The sequence below is a fragment of the Qipengyuania sp. SM2507 genome (genome assembly GCF_053714505.1).
This window is the reverse complement of sequence record NZ_CM132307.1, coordinates 113,373-132,006: the sequence shown is the minus strand read 5'-3', so window position 1 is coordinate 132,006 and position 18,634 is coordinate 113,373. Positions and strand designations below refer to the sequence as shown.

The following is an 18,634-nucleotide window of genomic DNA, read 5'->3' as shown; positions in this document are numbered from 1 at the left end:
GGCTGCCCTCACTGGGGCGCCCGATTCTCGTCGCGCAGGGTGAGCGCGATGCGCGTTACCATCCGGTCGGCCACCTCGCGCGCGAGGTTTTCCAGCGCCGTCTGCTCGGCGGCGATGGTCGCATATTCGCTCGATACGACGTCGATACCCGCATCGGAGCCCGCGGTGGCATCGAGCAGGATCGAGCCGGTGGTGCTGTCTATCAGCTGGTAGCGCGCGCGCAGCGTCCGTCGCTCGCGGCCGATGGTGTCGTCGCCCAGCACGCCGAGCCCCTCGAGCCGGTCGTCGAGCCTGACATCGAGCCGGTAGCGCGGCGTGGCTTCGCCCGCGGCGCCCAGCCGGTCGACCAGTGCGTTGCGTACCAGCCAGCCCGCACGCCCGGAAATCGCCGGCACCTCGACCGCGGCCAGACCCTGCGCCACCGCACCGCTGCCGCCACCGGCATACATCGGCTGCAATCCGCAGCCGGGCAGCGCCAGAGCGATTACAAGGGCGGGGAGAAGGGTGGCGATCCGGCGCATCAGGTGACGATATTGACCAAACGGTCGGGCACGACAATCACTTTGCGGATCGTGGCACCGTCGATCGAGCGCTGGACCTTCTCGCTTGCCAGCGCCAGCGCTTCGAGATCCTCCTTGGAGGCCCCCTTGGGCGCGCTCAGCGTGTCGCGCAATTTGCCCATGTGCTGGATGGCGATGGTGACCTCGTCCTCGACCAGCAGCGCGGGGTCGACATCGGGCCAGCTCGCATCGGCGGCCAGCCCGTCCTGCCCGAGGCTTTGCCAGGCTTCTTCCGCCAGATGCGGCATCATCGGCGCGACCAGCCGCACCAGCGTGAGAATCGCGCGCGAGCGGCTGGGCGAGGGCACGGCCTTCTCGACCGCGGCGGTCAGTTCGTAGATCCGCGCGACCGCCTTGTTGAAGCCGAGCGCCTCGATGTCGGTAGCGATCGCGGCGACGGTCTGGTGGGTCTTGCGGTCGAGCGGTTTGTCCTCGCCGCCCTCGGCACTGGCATCATATTGCCCGAACAGGCGCCACAGCCGGTGGACGAAGCGCGCGCAGCCCTCCATCCCGGCGTCCGACCACGGCAGGTCGCGCTCGGGCGGGCTGTCCGACAGCATGAACCAGCGCACCGCATCCGCGCCGTGGCGCTCGACGATGGTGTCGGGGTCGACGACGTTCTTCTTCGACTTCGACATCTTGATCACGCGGCCGATCTCGACCGGGAAGCCGTCAGCCTTCAGCACCGCGCGGTCCGAACTGCGCTCGACCTCCTCGGGGCTGAAGAAGCTCTGCCGCCCGTCCGCTGGGTCGCGCCGGGCGTAGGTCTCGTGCGTCACCATGCCTTGCGTGAACAGCGAGGCGAAGGGTTCGGCGACCTCGAGCCGGCCCATGCGCCGGAGCGCGCGGGTCCAGAAGCGCGCGTAGAGCAGATGCAGGATCGCGTGTTCGACCCCGCCGATATATTGCTCCACCGGCAGCCATTTGGCGACCTCTTCCGGGTCGAAGGGCCGATCGGCGGGCTGGCTGGCGAAGCGCAGGAAATACCAGCTCGAATTGACGAAGGTGTCGAGCGTATCGGTCTCTCGCTCGGCCTGGCCGCCGCATTGCGGGCAGTCGACGCGCTTCCAGGTCTCGTGGCGCTGGAGCGGGTTGCCCGGGGTCTTGAAGTCGACATCCTCGGGAAGCCTGATCGGCAGGCTGTCCTTGGGCGCGGGGACCACGCCGCAGGCCGGGCAATGGATGAAGGGGATCGGCGTCCCCCAATAACGCTGGCGGCTGACGCCCCAGTCGCGCAACCGCCAGACGGTCTTGCCCGCGCCCCAGCCTTCGCTCTGGGCGCGGCGGATGACCTCGGCCTTGCCCTCGTCCACATTCATCCCGTCGAGGAAGCGCGAATTGACCAGCACACCCTCGCCCGCGAGCGCGCCATTGCCGAAAGGCTCGCTCGCCTGATCGATGCTGTCGGCGACGACGCGCGGGATCGGCAGGCCGTATTTGGTCGCGAATTCGAAATCGCGCTGGTCGTGGCCGGGCACCGCCATGACCGCGCCGGTTCCGTAATCCATCAGCACGAAATTGGCGATGTAGACCGGCAGCGCCTCGCCGGTGAAGGGGTGGCGCGCGGTCACCCCGGTGTCGAAGCCCAGCTTCTCGGCGGTTTCGAGCTCGGCGGCGGTGGTCCCGCCGCGCTTGCACAGCGCGATGAATTCTTGCGCCGCCACATTGTCCTTCGCTGCAGCCTGCGCGACCGGATGATCCGCCGCGACCGCGACGAAGCTCGCGCCGAAGATGGTGTCGGGCCGGGTGGTGTAGACCGCCAGCTGCTCGCCGGTCGACAGTTCGAAGGAGAACTCCAGCCCCTGCGACCGGCCGATCCAGTTCTCCTGCATCAACCGCACCTTGTCGGGCCAGCGCTCCAGCTCGCCCAGCCCTTCGAGCAGTTCCTCGGCGAAATCGGTGATCTTCAAGAACCATTGCGACAGCTTGCGCTTCTCGACCTCGGCGCCCGAGCGCCAGCCCTTGCCGTCGATCACCTGCTCGTTGGCGAGCACGGTCTGGTCGACCGGATCCCAATTGACCTCGCTCTCCTTGCGATAGACGAGCCCCGCCTCGTAGAGATCGAGAAACAGCGCCTGTTCGTGGCCGTAATATTCGGGCTCGCAGGTCGCCAGCTCTCGGCTCCAGTCGAGCGCAAAGCCGAGCCGCTTCAACTGCGCCTTCATGTGCTCGATATTGGCGCGGGTCCACTGGCCGGGATGGACGCCCTTTTCCATCGCCGCGTTCTCGGCGGGCATGCCGAAGGCGTCCCAGCCCATCGGATGCAGCACCTCGTGGCCGCGCATCCGCTTGTAGCGCGCCAGCACGTCGCCCATGGTGTAATTGCGGACATGGCCGATGTGGATGCGCCCCGAGGGATAGGGGAACATCTCGAGGACGTAGCTCTTGGGCTTGGTCGAGCCGCTGTCGGCGCGGAAGGTCCGGGCTTCGTCCCATGCACGCTGCCAGCGTCCGTCGGCCTGCGACGGATCGAAATTGCTCTCGGCCATGGGCGCCCCTGTTTTGTCTTGCTGCGGCTGTTTAGCGCCGGCTTGGTTATCTCACGCGTGTTGTCGCGGGTTCGCGATCAGCCGGCGATCGCCTCGCGGCGCAATTCGCGCGCCTTGGTGAGGATGATGTCTTCCAGCTTCTGCACCGTGGCGGCCTGAACCGGCGCCTCGACCCAGCCACCGCCCTGCGCGACCTGGCGACTCGCGGCGACTCGCAGCGCGTCGGCGCGCAAATCGGTGTCGAGCACCGAGACGGTCAGCTTGACCCGTTCGCCCGGATTGGCCGGGTTGGTGTACCAGTCGGTGACGATGACCCCGCCGGCGCTGTCGGCCTGGAGCAGCGGCGCGAAGCTCACCGCGTCGAGCGCGGCGCGCCAGAGATAGGAATTGACGCCGATGGTGCTGACCTGCGCCGCGGCGAGATCGGCCCTCGGGCGCTCGTTCCCGCCACAGGCCGCCAGCGTGGCCACCGCGGCGAAGGCCGTGGCGATGCGGAAGGCGGAGCGGCGGCTTGCGGGATGAAGAGTCATGCTAATCCTTGGTCTGTCTTATGGCGTCCTATAGCCGCCCCGGCGCGACGGGCAAGGGATGGCGCACTTCGTCGCGACGGGCCGATTAGCCGTGCGGCCGCTGAATAGCCGCTGAATCCCGCTTTGCTGGCAGCGGGCTTGCTTCCGCGGCGGACCCGCTTTGTGTGGAGCCACGGCAACAGTGCGCGGATTTGTGCCTGTCGTGCTGTGGAAAAGCTGGCCCTGCTTTTGTCATCTTCCTATCAACGTGGTTGGAAGAGAGACTCGCCAAGGGCTGCCTTCAGGAACCGTTCACGGCCTGAATGGTCAATAGCGGGTCGAGAGACGGACGGATTTTTCGTCGCATTAGACTTACAGGGGCGCGAAGAGCATGAAACGCAGCACTGCTATTGGCGCAAAGGCGCGGCTCACCGCCGCCTTGCTCGCCGGTGCCGGTGTGGCGCTTGCGCTTCCATCCGCCGGTTCCGCCGTCGTGGGCGAATCGCTCGCCGCGAGCGAATCGGGTGCCGATCTCGAATTCATGCCCTTTACCCCCGCCGGGATGGACGCTTCGCTCATGAGCGAACTCGCTTCCTCGGTCGGTATCGATGCGCTGCGCTTCACCCCCGCAGCCAAGCCCGGGCGGCGTGATCGCACACTGACCGTCGCGGTTCGCGTCGACCAGGCGACTGCGCGTGCGATTTCGGTGCGCAACACCATCGAGGGCGCGACCGAGCCGGGTCGCAGTGCACCTCTGCTCGCGCTCGCGCCGACGCGCTACGACCTGGGCATTGCGCGCGGCTATCAGGGTTTCACCCAGCCGGCGCCCAAGCCTGCCGCCGGGCTTTCGGGTGTGCGCGATATCGCCATGCCCGATCTGGCCGAATTCCGCCCCTCGCAGCCGCAGGGCAAGCCCAGCCGCTTCCAGCCGCGTATCGCGGTCGAGCAGGACGGCTCGCCCGGTCGCGCGCTGCGCCCGCTCGAATCGCTGGGCGAACAGAGCGTCGATGTCGGCGGCTCCTACCGCGTGACGCGCAATCTCGATGTCACCGCCGGCGTCCGGCTGTCGCAGGAGCGTGATCGCCTCGCGCCGCTCACCGACGGGCTCGAGGACAATCAGGCCGTCTATGTCGGAACCCAGTTCCGCTTCTGATCCGGGTCGCCGCACAATTCGCCACGCACAATTCGCCACGAAGACCCCGCTTTTGCGGGGTTTTTCTTTGTCCCGTCCCCGCATTGGCCTAGAGCTTGACGCTAGGGAATAGCGCGAGGGAGGATGACGATGGCAAGAGTGGCAGTGGTGACCGGCGGGACCCGTGGGATCGGGCGCGCGGTATGCGAAATGTTGCAGTCCGATGGCTTCAACGTGGTCGCCAATTACGCGGGCAATGCCGAGGCGGCGCGCGCCTTCAGCGAGCAGACCGGCATCCCCGCTTATTGCTTCGATGTCGGCGATCACCACGCGGCCACCGCAGCCTGCGCGCAGATCGCCGAGGAGGTCGGCCCGATCGAAGTGGTGGTCAACAACGCCGGGATCACCCGCGACGGCACGCTGCTCAAGATGAGCTACGAGGACTGGAACGACGTGATGCGCGTCAATCTGGGGGGCTGCTTCACGATGGCCAAAGCCTGCTTCCCTGGGATGAAGGAGCGCGGCTGGGGGCGGATCGTCAACATCGGCTCGATCAACGGCCAGGCGGGGCAATACGGCCAGGTCAATTACGCCGCCGCCAAGAGCGGGATCCACGGCTTCACCAAGGCACTGGCGCAGGAAGGCGCGCGCTTCAATGTCACCGTCAACGCGATCGCGCCGGGCTATATCGACACCGACATGGTCGCCGCGGTGCCCGAGCCGGTGCTGGAGAAGATCGTCGCGAAAATCCCGGTCGGGCGGCTCGGCCAGGCCAACGAAATCGCCCGCGGGGTGAGCTTCCTGTGCAGCGAGGACGCCGGCTTCGTCACCGGCTCGACCATGAGCATCAACGGCGGGCAGCATATGTATTGAAACCTGGCGCGGAGTACGGACATGAAGAAGATGCTGGTTGCGCTGCTCGTGCTGATCGCCACTCCGGCACAGGCCGACATCGTCCGCGACCGGATTTATGCGCCGGTTTCTCTTGCCGACACTGAGGTCGAATTCGCGGGCGATGCGCCACTGGCGTTGCAGGCTGTGACCTCGGACGGTCTCGTGCTGGAGGGCTACTACTGGGCTCCAGAAGCGGGAAACCGGCGACTGGTCATCGTTTTCCATGGCCGTGACTATAACCAGCTGGTGATGGCACGAAGGGCCGAAGCGCTGCATCAAGGAGGCAATGGAGTTCTGATCGCATCCTACCGGGGATATGGCGACAACCCCGGGCGACCATCGGAAAAGGGGCTGATGATGGATGGCGAGGCGTGGTTCGCCAAGGCTGGTGAGCTCAATCCAGATGGCGATACCTACCTGTTCGGATTCTCTTTGGGGGCGGCGATCGCTCTCGAACTGGCGGCACGGCACGAGGTTGCCGGTGTAGCGACGCTCGGTGCCTTCGCTCGGCTGTCGGATCAGGTCCCCGCAATCGCGCGCCCGTTCCTGCCCGATCGCTACGACAACATCGATGCCATTTCTCGAGTTACGGAACCGGTGGTGCTACTGCACGGCTCCGAGGACGATATCGTCGATCCCAAAGCGGCCATCAGCCTCGAGGCTGCGGGTGGCCCCAATGTACGCCGGGTCAACCTCAAGGGTGGAAAACACTTCGTCCCGATATCCAGTTTCGGGGCAAGGCTGTGGGAGCTGTGGGCACTGCTCGAAGCGGAACAGGAAGCGCGCTGACCACCGGCCTGTCCTTCCCTTGGAAGGGGCCCTGGGTCGATACCACGGGGTGACGCCGGGCAGCCCCCGGTTTAGGACCATTCGATGACCGAAACCCGCATCGAGACCGACGCCTTTGGCGAAATCGCCGTCCCCGCCGAGCGCCTGTGGGGCGCGCAGACGCAGCGCAGCCTCGAGAACTTCCGCATCGGCGACGAGCGCATCCCGCTGCCGATGGTCCACGCGCTGGGGACGATCAAGGCTGCTGCGGCGCGGGTCAACGCGGCGCAGGGGCTGCTGGATAGCACGCTCGCCGAGGCTATCGCCGCCGCCGCCGGGGAGGTCGCGCGCGGCGAGCTCGACGATCATTTCCCGCTGGTGGTGTGGCAGACCGGCTCGGGCACGCAGAGCAATATGAACGCCAACGAGGTGATCGCCAACCGCGCCAATCTGGCGCTGGGCGGCGAGCTGGGGGCCAAAAGTCCGGTCCACCCCAACGACCACGTCAACATGAGCCAGTCGTCCAACGACACCATACCCAGCGCGATTCACATCGCCGCGGCCTGCGAGGTGACGGGGGCGCTGCTGCCTGCGCTGGTGAGTTTGCGCGACATGCTCGAGGCGAAGGCCGCAGCCTGGTCCGGCATCGTCAAGATCGGCCGCACGCACACGCAGGACGCCACACCGCTGACGCTGGGCGACGAGTTCTCGGGCTATGCGCGGCAGGTCGCGCTCGGGATCGAGCGGATCGAGGCGACGCTGGCCGGGCTCCATGAGCTGGCGCAAGGGGGGACCGCGGTCGGCACCGGGCTCAACGCGCCCGAGGGGTTCGGCAAGGCCATCGCCGCCGCAATCGCGCAGACGACCGGGCTGCCCTTCGTCACCGCGGCCAACAAGTTCGAGGCGCTCGCCGCGCAGGATGCGCTGCTGTTCGCCCACGGCGCGCTCAACACGCTGGCGGCGGGGCTCTACAAGATCGCCAACGACATCCGCTTCCTGGGTTCGGGTCCGCGCTCGGGACTTGGCGAACTGGCGCTGCCCGCAAACGAGCCGGGTTCCTCGATCATGCCCGGCAAGGTCAACCCCACCCAGTGCGAGGCGCTGACCCAGGTCTGCGCGCAGGTGTTCGGCAACCATACCACGCTGACATTCGCGGGCAGCCAGGGCCAGTTCGAGCTCAACACCTACCGCCCGGTGATGGGCTACGCCTTCCTGCAGTCGGTGCGGCTGCTGGCGGATGGCGCGCGCAGCTTCACAATCAACCTGCTGGAAGGGCTCGAACCGCGCGAGGACAACATCGCGCGCGGGGTCGCCAATTCGCTGATGCTGGTGACCGCGCTGGCGCCGACGATCGGCTACGACAACGCCTCCGCCATCGCCAAGACCGCGCACCAACAGGGTCTGACCCTGCGCGAGGCGGCGGTGGCCAGCGGCCACGTCTCGGCCGAGGATTACGACCGGATCGTGCGGCCCGAAGCCATGCTCGGCCCAGATCGAGAGGCATGAGCGCGCCCTATCACCCGCCGGTCAAACACTCGCTCAGCATCCTCGGGCATCGCACCTCGATCAGCCTCGAACCGCTGTTCTGGGACATGCTCCACGCCGCGGCCGCGGAGGCCGGGCTGCCGCTGAGCACGCTGGTGGCGCGGATCGATGCCGAGCGGATTCGCAGCCATACCCCGCCGGGGCTCGCCAGCGCGATCCGGATCTGGCTGGTCGCGCAACTGCAGAATGAACGTGAAAAGGGCGCCGGGATCGCTCCCAACGCCCTTTTCGGTGTCGATCTCGAAGATCAGTAATTCGCGGGCGGGTCGCTCGCGGGGAAGGATTCGTCGATTTCCTCGTCGGTCTTCGACCAGTTCTTCTCGTTGGTGGTCGTGGCGTTGGGACCCGAATCGCGGACCCGGCCATCGGGCTGGCCCTTGGCGAAGGCGACGCCGTTCTCGTCGATGCGGTTCTTCTCGTAATATTTGTAGCCGGCGTAACCGACGGCTCCGAGAGCTGCGAGCTTGAGTAACATGGGGTTTCGTCCTTTGTTGTTCCTACCCCAAATCAACGCTGCAAAACCGCAAAAGGTCCGCGCCCGGCGCCCTATTCGTCGCCGACCCGTTCGATTTGCGCGCCGACCAGCGACAGCTTCTCCTCCAGCCGCTCGTAACCGCGATCGAGATGGTAGATCCGCCGCACCTGCGTCTCGCCCTCGGCGGCGAGCGCGGCGATCACCAGGCTCATCGAAGCGCGCAGATCGGTCGCCATCACTTCGGCACCGGTCAGCCGCTCGACCCCGCGGACGATCGCGGTCCGTCCCGAAACCTCGATATCCGCGCCCATGCGCTTCAGTTCGGGGACATGCATGTAGCGGTTCTCGAAGATCGTCTCGGTCAGCACGCTGGTGCCCTGCGCCTTGCACAACAGGCTCATCAATTGCGCCTGCATGTCGGTGGCGAGCCCGGGGTAGGGCGCGGTCGAGAGGTCGGTGGGCTTGAGCGGGCCATCGGCGCAGATGCGCAGGCCGCCCTTCTCCTCGGTCACCGCCACGCCGATGTTGCGCAGCGCGTGGTTGGTGGCGAGCATGTCGTCGGCCTTGGCGCCCTCGAGGAACACGTTCCCGCCGGTGATCGCCGCCGCGCAGGCATAGGAGCCCGCCTCGATCCGGTCGGGCATCACCTTGTAGGTCGCGCCGTTCAATCGCTTGACCCCGTGGATCGTCAGGTCGGACGAGCCGATGCCCTCGATCTCGGCGCCCATCGCCACCAGCAGATTGCACAGGTCGACGATCTCGGGCTCGCGCGCCGCGTTGCCGATGCGGCTGGTGCCGGTGCACAGCACCGCGGCCATCAGCACGTTTTCGGTCGCGCCGACCGAGACCATCGGGAAGTCGAAATCGCCCCCGGGCAGCCCGCCATCGGGGGCATTGGCCTTCACATAGCCCTGCGCCACCTCGATTGTGGCCCCCAGCGCCTCGAGCGCGTCGAGATGGAGGTTGATCGGGCGGTTGCCGATCGCGCAGCCGCCGGGCAGCGACACCGTCGCCTCGCCCGCGCGCGCCAGCAGCGGGCCCAGCACCAGCACCGAGGCGCGCATCTTGCGCACCAGATCGTAGGGCGCGACGGTGGAGGTGATCCGCGTCGCCTGCAGCGTGACCACGCGACCGAAATCCTCGGGCCGCTTGCCGGCGATGGAATGCGAGACGCCGAACTGCGTCATCAGATGCTGGAAGCCGTCGATATCGGCGAGCCGCGGCAGGTTGCGCAGCGTCAACGGCTCGTCGGTGAGCAGCGCGCAGGGCAGCAGCGTGAGCGCGGAATTCTTGGCGCCGGATATCGGCAGCGTGCCTTCGAGGCGGTTGCCGCCGGTGATGATGAGTTTGTCCATGGCCCCGCATTAGCCATTTTGTGCCTTCACGCAAATGTCATGCGGCACACGCAGCCAGCACGCTTGACGGCCTCGCGCGGTGCGCCGTAACTCTTGCCCCATGAGCAGCCACAGACCCATCCGTAAGGCCGTCTTCCCCGTCGCCGGGCTGGGCACCCGCTTCCTGCCCGCGACCAAGGCGGTGCCCAAGGAATTGCTGCCGATCGTCGATCGCCCGCTGATTCAATATGCGGTGGACGAGGCGCGCGAGGCGGGGATCGAGCAGATGATCTTCGTCACCGGACGCGGCAAGACCGCGATTATCGAGCATTTCGACCGCGCCTTCGAGCTGGAGGCGACCATGGCCGAACGCGGCAAGGACATGGCGGTGCTCGAACCGACCGGCGCGACCCCGGGCGACATCATCGCGGTGCGCCAGCAGGTCCCGCTCGGGCTCGGCCACGCGATCTGGTGCGCGCGCGCGGTGGTCGGCGACGAACCCTTCGCGGTGTTTCTCCCCGACGAGCTGATGGTGCCGCAGGCAGGCGGCGGAACCGGCTGCATGGCGCAGATGGTCGCGGCCTATGAGGAGGTCGGCGGCAATCTCATCTCGGTGCTCGAGGTGCCGCGCGAGCAAGTCTCGAGCTACGGCGTGATCGATCCGGGCGAAGCGCAGTCCGGTTTCGGGGGGAACCTCACCGAAGTGCGCGGGCTGGTCGAGAAGCCCGCGGTCGCCGACGCGCCCTCGAACAAGATCCTCTCGGGCCGCTACATCCTCCAGCCCGAGGTAATGCGGGTGCTCGAGACGCAAGGGAAAGGCGCGGGCGGCGAGATCCAGCTGACCGACGCGATGGCGCGGATGATCGGCACGCAAGCCTTCCACGCGCTCACCTTCGCCGGCCGCCGCTTCGACTGCGGCAGCAAGCTGGGCTTCGTCGAGGCGACGCTGGCGCTGGCACTGGAACGCGAGGACATGGGCGCCGAAGTGCGGGCGATGGCCCAAAGACTTCTGAAATAGAGCGGTTGCTGGGATAGCGGCGAGGTAAGCACCGCCCCGGATCGAGTCCGGGGCGACGGGAATGCGAAGCCGTCCAATATATCGTCGGCCCGGACTTTTTAAATCGTCGGCCCGGACTTGATCCGGGCCCGGTGCTTTGCTCTGCTCGCGCGATGGACCGGGAAAGACAGGGCGGCTGGGTCTACATCATGGCCAACCGCTACCGCGGCGCGCTCTATGTGGGCGTGACAAGCGATCTGGCGCGGCGGGTTTCGCAGCATCGCGACGGCACCGGCTCCGACTATTGCGCAACGCGCGGACTGAACCGCCTCGTCTGGGCCGAACGCGGCGACGACATCGCGGCGTGTATCGCGCACGAGAAACGCGTGAAACGCTGGCGCCGCGAATGGAAGTTCGCGCTGATCGAGCAAGCCAACCCCGACTGGCAGGACCTGTTCGCGCCTGTGATCTGAGGGTGTGCGCGAGGCAAGCACCGGGCCCGGATCGAGTCCGGGCCGACGAGTGTTTGAGATGGACCCCCCCTTTTTTCGTCGGCCCGGACCTGATCCATCGTGTGCCCGGGCTTGATCCATCGTCGGCCCGGACCTGATATATCGCCGGCCCGCACGATATATCGTCGGCCCGGACTCGATATATCGTCGGCCCGGACTTGATCCGGGCTCGGGCTGCCTAACCCTTCGGCCCGAAGCGCGGGATCTGGTAGTCGGGCCGCAGCCAGCGGATGTTCCCTCGCGCTTCCTCCGCCGCGCGGGCGTGGTTGAGCGCCACCAGCCGCGCGACGATCTCGGTGGGGCCGAGCGCAGCCTTGCGCCATTCCTCGCCCCAGCCATAGGCATCGGCGACCGCGGCATCGAGCTGTTCGTGCAGCCGGTTGACGATGCCTGCGCGCGCGGCTGTGGCGCGGCGCTGATCCTTGTCGGACAGCGGCTCGCCACCCGAGGCATGGGCGCGCAGCTTTTCGCGCAGATTGTAGAGCTCGGTCATGGTCAGCCGTTCGACCTCGGCCAGCGCCGTTTTGCGGGTGGCGTCGAGTTCCTCGGCCAGTTCGGCGATGGCGGCGCGCTGGGTGTCGGTGGCATCGGGGAAGGGGAAGGGATCGAAGATCAAGCCTTTCGAATAACGCGGACGATCTTCGAGTGTACCTCCTGCGCGCAATGACCATTCCTTGTGCTGTGCCGATTGCAGCACCCCAAGATGGTGGGCGTCATCGCTGCCGATGGCGATCAGCATATTGTCGGGAATGATTTCGTTTGGAAGGAACTGGAAGACGCGATGCTTCGCCGTCTCGACCGTTGCGATGTACCGAGGCAAACCGTCCAAGGCGGGACGCAAGTCGCGGCGCGGCTCACCGAAAATCCACCAGTTCTTCTTGTAGGTTTCGCGCCGGTTTCTGTCCCGCTCCGGCTTCACCTCGCGCAGCAGGTGCTCGTAGAGCTCGGGAAACCGCTGCCGCACATCCTTCTCGTCCAAGCCGAACAGGTCGATCACCATCACACCGCGCGAGGTCTGCAGCAGATCGCGCCCATTGCGATAGGGACGGATTTGCGCTTCCAACCCCTCGCGCATGCCGAGGCCCAGATCGCGTGCCCGCTGCTCGGTGACGATAAAGCCAGAGCCGTGCAGTTTGACGCCGGGCGATGCCAGTCCTTCGTTCGCCAGGAGCGGCTTCGCCGAAGTAACGTCCGCCCCCACCGTCAGATTGGCGTTGATCCGCCCGTCCACGCTTGCAAGTCTCACCTCGGGCGTGTCGCTGTCGAGCGCGGCTTCCGCCGTCACCTCGCGCAGCACGCCTGCACCGCCATTGTGCCCCGCCACCGTCATGGCAATCCGCACCGCGGCGGCATCCTTCGTCGCCTTGGTCCAGGGGTGGTCGGGAATGGCGAGGAGGAGGGACAGCTTCTCTGGTTCGTCATCGCGAGCGCCAGCGGCGCGCGGCGATCCAGCTTTCGGCGTCGCACCCTGGATTGCCGCGTCGGCTTCGCCTCCTCGCAATGACGATGGAGCAAGATAGGCCGCGATCACCCGGCGGGAAAATTCCTGGGTGATCGAATTGGTGGTCACGAAGCCGAAGCGTTGCAGCGCGCTGCCATCCGCCACCAGCGTGTGCGCCGCGCGGTCCCACCACTGCATCACGAAATCGGCCGATTTGGGCACGCGCGGGTTCGCCGCCCACAGCGCCTCGGCATAATCGCCGCCAAGCCGGTCGCGCAGATCCTTGCCGCCGATGAAGGGCGGGTTGCCGATGATGAATTCCGCCTCGGGCCAGCGCGGCTGCGCCGGGTCGCGGGTATCGACCTCACCCCATTCGCCGCGTTTCAGCACCGCGTCGTAACCGCCCGGCTTGCCGAAATTGATGCTGGCGCTTTCCTTCAGCACCGGTTCGGGCACGTTGTCGGGATCGGCGTCCAGCCGGTTGCGCAGCCAGCCGATCCACAGCACCAGCTCGGCGATCTTGGCCGCGCGCGGGTTGAGCTCCAGCCCGTGGAACTGGTGCGGGCCGACTTTTGGCTCCGCCTCGCCGCCCAGCGTCTGGATACGCTCGATCACCCGCGCTTCGAGTTCCTGCATCAGCTCCATGGCGACGTAGAGGAAATTGCCCGTTCCGCAGGCCGGATCGAGCACGCGCGTCTGCCCCAATTTTGCGTGAAAACTCGTCGCGGCGGCGAGAATATCCGCTTCGGGCAATTCCTCGATCGCTTCCCATTCGGGTTCGAGCACATCCATGATGGTCGCGCGGACCAGCAATTCGACATAGGGGCGCGGCGTGTAATGCGCGCCCAGCTTGGCGCGTTCTTCCGGGTTCAGGGCCTGTTCCAGCAACGTGCCGAAGATCGCCGGTTCGACCTTGCGCCAGTTCTGCCGCGCCGCCTCGTAAAGATCGTGGATCACGAAGCCGCCCAGCGGATAGGTGCGGTTGTTCTCGAACAGCCTGCCGTTGAAATAGCGCACGTTGGCTTCGACCGCATGCGCGAACCGGTTGGCCGGATCGGCGCTGTTCATTTTCTGGAACAGATCGGCCAGCCCGTTGCGGAACAGATCGTCGTTCGCCTCCGCGCGCTTGAGGAACTGCTTGAAGCGGTCCTCGGGCAGCAGGCCGATATCCTCGGCGAACATGCAGAACAGCACCCGCATGAGGAACAGGCTGGCTTCCTCGATTTCCTCCTGCCGCTCGCGTCCTGCCGGTACGCGGATGCGGATGCCTTCCTCCAGATATTTGCTGACGCTGGCGAGATTGGCGGCGACGGTGCGCGTCACATCGGCCGACAAATGGCGCGGATCGACGGTCCGGGGCGCGGTCCAGATGGCGTGGAGAAGTTCGAGCGCGGTTTTGCCGGTGCTGCCGACTTGCGCATCGCTCGCCAGTTGCGGCAGCTCGATGCGGTAGCTCTGCTTGTCGGGGAAGAACTTGTAGCCGCGGCCGTTGCCCGCCGTATCGACATACAGCTCGAACGCGCGGCCCACGTCGCACACGATCAGGAACGGGCAGACCGGTTCGCCTACCGGAAGGTTCTTGGCGTAATTTTCCGCCTGCAGGCGGGCATCGCGCATCAGCTTGTCATAGTGGGCTCCCGAGGGCGCGCGCGGTGCCGCTTCGTTGGGAGAGAGGTCGAGTTGCGCCTGTTCGGGCTTCAGATAGCTTTGCTTGGCCTCCATGATGAAATGGCCGCGCTTGTAGAGATCGATGGCGCCGGTGCCCTTGAGGCTCCGGAACGAGCCGCGCGGAACTGAGGCTTCGTAGCCATAGGCCCCGATGGCCCCTTTCTCGATGGGACCGGGCGTGGGTACGTCGAGGACGCTGCACAGATGCGGGATGAAGGCGGCGAAATTGGATTTCTCCTGCCCGCCGGGCTTACCCCACCATTCGGCAATCAGTTCTTCGACAGTCACTCTCGCGCTCCCCCTGTCCGCCCCTCCTAGCGCGCCCGAGGGGCGGGGCAAACTGGGCATTTTCCTACACGCCGCCAGCCTGCTAGCTTCGCATCGGCTCTTTCACAGTCTGAAGATCGCAAGGCAGCGGCGCCCGCCGCCCCTGAACCGGCGCAGGGGGATGTGTTTCATCAACCAAACCCCGTTTCATTCACTCAGGCGGCCGCAAGGCTGAACGAAACGGGTGCGAATCGGGGCGCGAATCAGTGCGCGACGAAGCGCAGCGGGAGCGTTTTCAGCCCGCCGACGAAGGTCGATTTGGCGCGCGCCGGGGTTCCAGCGAGCTCGACGCTGTCGATCCGGTCGAGCAGCGCCTCGAACAGGATCCGCATCTCGAGCCTCGCCAGATGCAGCCCGAGGCACTGGTGCGCGCCCGCGCCGAAAGCCAGATGGCGGTTGGGGCTGCGCGAGGCATCGAAGCGGCGCGGGTCGGGGAATTGCGCGGGGTCGTGATTGGCGGCGACGTAATTGATCATCAGCCAGTCGCCCTTGGCGATGGCCTGCCCGCCGACTTCGGTATCCTCGGCGGCGGTGCGCATGAAATGCTGCACCGGGCTGGTCCAGCGGATCGCTTCCTCGACGATGCCCGGCAGCAGCGAACGGTCGGCCTTGACCCGCGCGAACTGCTCGGGATCGCGCGCCAGTGCCAGCATCGCGCCCGCGGTGCTCGCGCTGGTGGTGTCGTGCCCCGCGGCGGCGAGGATGATGTAATAGCCCATCATGTCGCGGTCGTTGAGCGGCTCGCCATCGACGGTAGCGTTGGCGATGGTGCTCGCGACATCGCCGGTGGGATTGGCGCGTTTTTCGGCGGTGAGACGGGCGAAATAGGCCTCGAAATCCTTGACCGCGCCCGCGACCAGCCGGGTGATCTGCTCGGGGGTCATCGCCGCCACGCCCGAGCCGCTGAGCTCCTCGTCCTGCCCGCCGAACATCTGCTGCGTGAGCATCAGCATCCGCGCCTCGTCCTCCTCGGGCACGCCGAGGATCTGCATCACGACATGCAGCGGATAGGGCGCCGAGACGAGCTTGACGAAATCGGTTTCGGGCCCCGCCTCCACCAGCCGCTGGACCGTCGCCTGCGCGAGGGTGCGGATCTCGTCCTCCACCCCGCGCAGGTTCTTGGGCATGAACCATTCCTGCGTGAGCTTGCGATATTTCATGTGGATCGGCGCGTCGAAGGTGACGAGGCTGGCGACCAGATGCGGGCTGCCCCCGGTCAGCGACTTGGCGAATTCGATCCCCTCGGTCAGCGAGAACACCACCGTCTGCGGATTGTTGAGGAAGGTCGCGTTGTCCTTCGAGATCCGCATCACATCGTCATAGCGCGAGACCAGCCAGAACGGCGGGTGGATGCCATCGGGCGATTCGACGCGGGCGACGGGGGCTTCTTCGCGCAAGCTGTCGAACAGGTCGAGCAGACCGTCCCATTGCGCGTAGCTTGCCGGGTCGATCACCGCGCGTCCCTGTTCGGGCGAGAGCGCCGGTGCGGCGGCTGCGGCCAGCGCGCTCACGCCGCGGCCTCCGCCCTCGCGGCGTATTCGTCGCGAAGTTCGCGCTTGTACAATTTGCCATTGGCCTCGCGCGGCAATTCGGGGCGGAAGTCGAACAGCTTGGGCAGCTTGATCCGCGCCAGCTTGGGCGCGAGATAGGCGCGCAGTTCATTTTCCAGCGCCTCGCCCGCATCGGCCATGTCGACCGGCTGCACCACCGCGACGACCATCTCTCCGAAATCGGGATCGGGAGCGCCGATCACCGCCGCATCCATCACCTTGTCGTGACTGATCAGCAGGTTCTCGACCTCTTGGGGATAGATGTTGACCCCGCCCGAGATGATCATGTGGCTCATCCGGTCGGTCAGATAGAGGAAGCCCTCTTCGTCGACATGACCGATATCGCCCAGCGTCATCCAGCCCTTGGGATGCATCGCCTCGGCGGTCTTCTCGGGATCGTTGTGATAGGTCGGCAGGATCGCGTTCTCGAAATAGATCAGCCCTTCCTGCCCCGCCGGGAGCTCTTCGCCATCTGGTCCGCAGACATGCAGCGTACCGTGGATCGCCTTGCCCACGGTGCCAGGATGGCTGAGCCAGTCAGCGGATTTGACCAGCGTCATCCCGATCCCCTCGGAGCCGGCGTAATATTCGTTCACGATCGGCCCCCACCATTCGATCATCGCCTGCTTGACCGGGACCGGGCAAGGCGCGGCGGCGTGGAGCGCGCGCTGATGGCTGGAGAGATCGTATTTCTCGCGCTGCGCCGGATCGAGCTTGAGCATGCGGACGAAATGGGTCGGCACCCACTGGCTGTCGGTAATGCGGTACTTCTCGATCGTCGCCAGAGCGTGTTCGGGATCGAAGCGCTCCATCACCACGATGGTGCCCCCGAGGCGATGCGCGGTGCTGCACCAGCCCAGCGGCGCGGCGTGATAAAGCGGCGCGGGCGAGAGATAGACCATCGATCCGTCGGCGGGCATGCCCGCCCCCATCACTGCCAGTCCGACCAGCGGCGAGACTTCCTGGATGTCGCCGGTTTCGGGCGGACGCGGGCGCACCCCCTTGGGCCGGCCGGTGGTCCCGCTCGAATAGAGCATGTACTGGCCGGGCAGCGGATCGGAGAGCGGCTCGGCGGACTGCGCCGCGATCGCCGCCTCGAGATCCTCCTCGCCGCCGTCGCCCAAGATCAGGAATTCGCATTGCGGGCACTGCTCGCGCAATTCTTTTATTACATCGGCGAATTTGGTCGAGGTGACCATCAGCCGGGCATCGGAGTCCTGCATGATATAAGCGATCTCGGGTGCGGTCAGGCGGGTCGAGATGGGGACCATCATCGCACCCGAACGCTGCGAACCCCAGACCAGCTGCAGGAACAGCGCGTTGTTCTCCATCAGCATGCCGAAATGGCCGCCCTGGCCCAGCCCGCGATCTTTCAGCAGCCGCGCGAAGCGATTGGCGGTAGCGTCCATCTCGCCATAGGTGACCGTTTCCCCACTCCCAGCCATGATGATGGCAGGATGATCGGGACGCGTCTGCGCGTGGACTATCGGATGCATGTCTCTCTCCCTCGGGGCCTCTTGGCGGGCCAGCCGGTTGCTCTTCGAAACCTAACGCATGTGTCCTCGCGCACAAGCAAAAAGGCGGCAGGTTGCCCCGCCGCCTTTTCAAGTCCCGTCCAGGGAATTCCTCTGCGGCCCGGCCGCTTACTCGGTCGCCTATTCGCCGCCGGCTAGCGCGAAGGTGCGCGCAGCTTCGGTTTCGAGCATATAGGGCGACGGGTCGACGGCAACGCCGTTGACGCGCACTTCGTAATGGAGATGCGGGCCGGTCGAGCGACCGGTCGAACCGACATAACCGATCAGATCGCCCTTCTTGACCGACGCGCCTTCGGAAACGGCGATCTCGGAAAGATGGGCGAAGCGCGTCTGGAGATCGGCGCCGTGCTCGATCGAAATATACTTGCCGTAGCTGGAGAACCAGTTCGCGCGGCTCACCCGGCCATCGGCGGTGGCGTAGATCGGCGTGCCGGTCGGTGCGGCCAGATCGACACCCTTGTGCCCGGCGCGACGACCGAGCACCGGATGAATACGGGTGCCGTAATCGCTCGACAGGCGAGCGTTCTCGAGCGGCATGCGCGAAGGAACCGAAACCGTGGTGGTCAGACCGCCGGACTGAACGCGGTCGATCTTGTCCCAGCTGGCGAAGAGCTGGCGGAACTGCTCGTCATGCGCTTCGCCCGAACCCAGCGCTGCGCCCATCGAACCCCTGGAGGGGAGATCGGTCTTGGCAACCATCTCGACGGTATCGGAAGTTTCGGCCTGAGCCGGCGCGGCGGCCATCATCGTGGCGGCGCCAAATGTACCCAGCAGAATGCGACCCGCGGAGATGAAAAAATCGTTCATAAATCAGACCCGTCCAATGCTTGCGACGCCCATTTCGGCGCCCTGCGATCCCGACCGACGACCCATTCCCCTGAGCCTGTCGATCTTTTTA

Annotated in this window: 16 protein-coding genes; 7 read left to right on the top strand and 9 right to left on the bottom strand. The window is 66.2% G+C overall.

Annotation, left to right across the window (positions count from 1 at the left end; translation table 11 throughout):
* Positions 1 to 8 precede the first annotated feature (8 nt).
* The 3 genes from lptE to ACWIKC_RS00610 all read right to left on the bottom strand — a co-directional run bounded on the left by lptE (position 9) and on the right by ACWIKC_RS00610 (position 3,579).
* Positions 9 to 521: an LPS assembly lipoprotein LptE gene (gene lptE, locus ACWIKC_RS00620; protein ID WP_454598212.1), complete on the bottom strand. Its 513-nt coding sequence runs from the start codon at positions 519 to 521 to the stop codon at positions 9 to 11.
* Positions 521 to 3,049 (bottom strand): leucine--tRNA ligase, encoded by a 2,529-nt coding sequence (leuS, locus tag ACWIKC_RS00615; RefSeq protein ID WP_454598211.1) that lies wholly within the window; start codon positions 3,047 to 3,049, stop codon positions 521 to 523. The genes lptE and leuS overlap by 1 nt, the downstream gene beginning before the upstream one ends.
* A 77-nt stretch (positions 3,050 to 3,126) precedes the next feature.
* The gene (locus ACWIKC_RS00610; RefSeq protein ID WP_454598210.1) at positions 3,127 to 3,579 is read right to left on the bottom strand and encodes a DUF3576 domain-containing protein; all 453 of its coding nucleotides are present in this window, start codon (positions 3,577 to 3,579) and stop codon (positions 3,127 to 3,129) included.
* 370 nt (positions 3,580 to 3,949) lie between these two features.
* Here ACWIKC_RS00610 and ACWIKC_RS00605 point away from each other — a divergent pair, with 370 nt between their 5' ends.
* The 5 genes from ACWIKC_RS00605 to ACWIKC_RS00585 all read left to right on the top strand — a co-directional run bounded on the left by ACWIKC_RS00605 (position 3,950) and on the right by ACWIKC_RS00585 (position 8,151).
* The gene (locus ACWIKC_RS00605; protein WP_454598209.1) at positions 3,950 to 4,711 is read left to right on the top strand and encodes a hypothetical protein; all 762 of its coding nucleotides are present in this window, start codon (positions 3,950 to 3,952) and stop codon (positions 4,709 to 4,711) included.
* Between the two features lie 129 nt (positions 4,712 to 4,840).
* Positions 4,841 to 5,563, top strand: coding sequence for an acetoacetyl-CoA reductase (gene phbB / locus ACWIKC_RS00600; RefSeq protein WP_454598208.1), 723 nt, complete (start codon positions 4,841 to 4,843; stop codon positions 5,561 to 5,563).
* 21 nt (positions 5,564 to 5,584) lie between these two features.
* Positions 5,585 to 6,373, top strand: a complete 789-nt coding sequence (locus ACWIKC_RS00595; RefSeq protein ID WP_454598207.1) for an alpha/beta hydrolase — start codon at positions 5,585 to 5,587, stop codon at positions 6,371 to 6,373.
* An 84-nt stretch (positions 6,374 to 6,457) separates the two neighbouring features.
* A complete protein-coding gene (gene fumC / locus ACWIKC_RS00590; RefSeq protein WP_454598206.1) occupies positions 6,458 to 7,858 on the top strand; it encodes a class II fumarate hydratase in 1,401 nt (466 codons plus the stop codon).
* Positions 7,855 to 8,151, top strand: a complete 297-nt coding sequence (locus ACWIKC_RS00585; protein ID WP_454598205.1) for a ribbon-helix-helix domain-containing protein — start codon at positions 7,855 to 7,857, stop codon at positions 8,149 to 8,151. Before fumC ends, ACWIKC_RS00585 begins: the two co-directional genes overlap by 4 nt.
* On the opposite strand, the gene ACWIKC_RS00580 is transcribed toward ACWIKC_RS00585, so the two are convergent.
* Positions 8,145 to 8,372: a hypothetical protein gene (locus tag ACWIKC_RS00580; protein ID WP_454598204.1), complete on the bottom strand. Its 228-nt coding sequence runs from the start codon at positions 8,370 to 8,372 to the stop codon at positions 8,145 to 8,147. The two genes, ACWIKC_RS00585 and ACWIKC_RS00580, sit on opposite strands and share 7 nt — an antisense overlap.
* A gap of 71 nt (positions 8,373 to 8,443) precedes the next feature.
* Positions 8,444 to 9,727: a UDP-N-acetylglucosamine 1-carboxyvinyltransferase gene (gene murA, locus ACWIKC_RS00575; protein WP_454598203.1), complete on the bottom strand. Its 1,284-nt coding sequence runs from the start codon at positions 9,725 to 9,727 to the stop codon at positions 8,444 to 8,446.
* Between the two features lie 100 nt (positions 9,728 to 9,827).
* Here murA and ACWIKC_RS00570 point away from each other — a divergent pair, with 100 nt between their 5' ends.
* Together ACWIKC_RS00570 and ACWIKC_RS00565 are read left to right on the top strand one after the other, a co-directional pair.
* Positions 9,828 to 10,724 (top strand): UTP--glucose-1-phosphate uridylyltransferase, encoded by an 897-nt coding sequence (locus ACWIKC_RS00570; protein WP_454598202.1) that lies wholly within the window; start codon positions 9,828 to 9,830, stop codon positions 10,722 to 10,724.
* A 152-nt stretch (positions 10,725 to 10,876) separates the two neighbouring features.
* Positions 10,877 to 11,176: a GIY-YIG nuclease family protein gene (locus ACWIKC_RS00565; protein WP_454598201.1), complete on the top strand. Its 300-nt coding sequence runs from the start codon at positions 10,877 to 10,879 to the stop codon at positions 11,174 to 11,176.
* Positions 11,177 to 11,393: 217 nt separating this feature from the next.
* Here ACWIKC_RS00565 and ACWIKC_RS00560 read toward each other — a convergent pair whose 3' ends face one another.
* From ACWIKC_RS00560 to ACWIKC_RS00545, 4 genes are all read right to left on the bottom strand, one after another.
* A complete protein-coding gene (locus tag ACWIKC_RS00560) occupies positions 11,394 to 14,612 on the bottom strand; it encodes a class I SAM-dependent DNA methyltransferase (RefSeq protein ID WP_454598200.1) in 3,219 nt (1,072 codons plus the stop codon).
* A gap of 242 nt (positions 14,613 to 14,854) precedes the next feature.
* Entirely contained in the window at positions 14,855 to 16,153 is a 1,299-nt protein-coding gene (locus ACWIKC_RS00555; RefSeq protein WP_454599518.1) for a cytochrome P450, read from the bottom strand.
* A 5-nt stretch (positions 16,154 to 16,158) separates the two neighbouring features.
* Entirely contained in the window at positions 16,159 to 17,697 is a 1,539-nt protein-coding gene (locus ACWIKC_RS00550) for an acyl-CoA synthetase (RefSeq protein WP_454598199.1), read from the bottom strand.
* 159 nt (positions 17,698 to 17,856) lie between these two features.
* Complete coding sequence (locus ACWIKC_RS00545; RefSeq protein WP_454598198.1) at positions 17,857 to 18,543, bottom strand: M23 family metallopeptidase; 687 nt, start codon at positions 18,541 to 18,543, stop codon at positions 17,857 to 17,859.
* Positions 18,544 to 18,634: the final 91 nt, after the last annotated feature.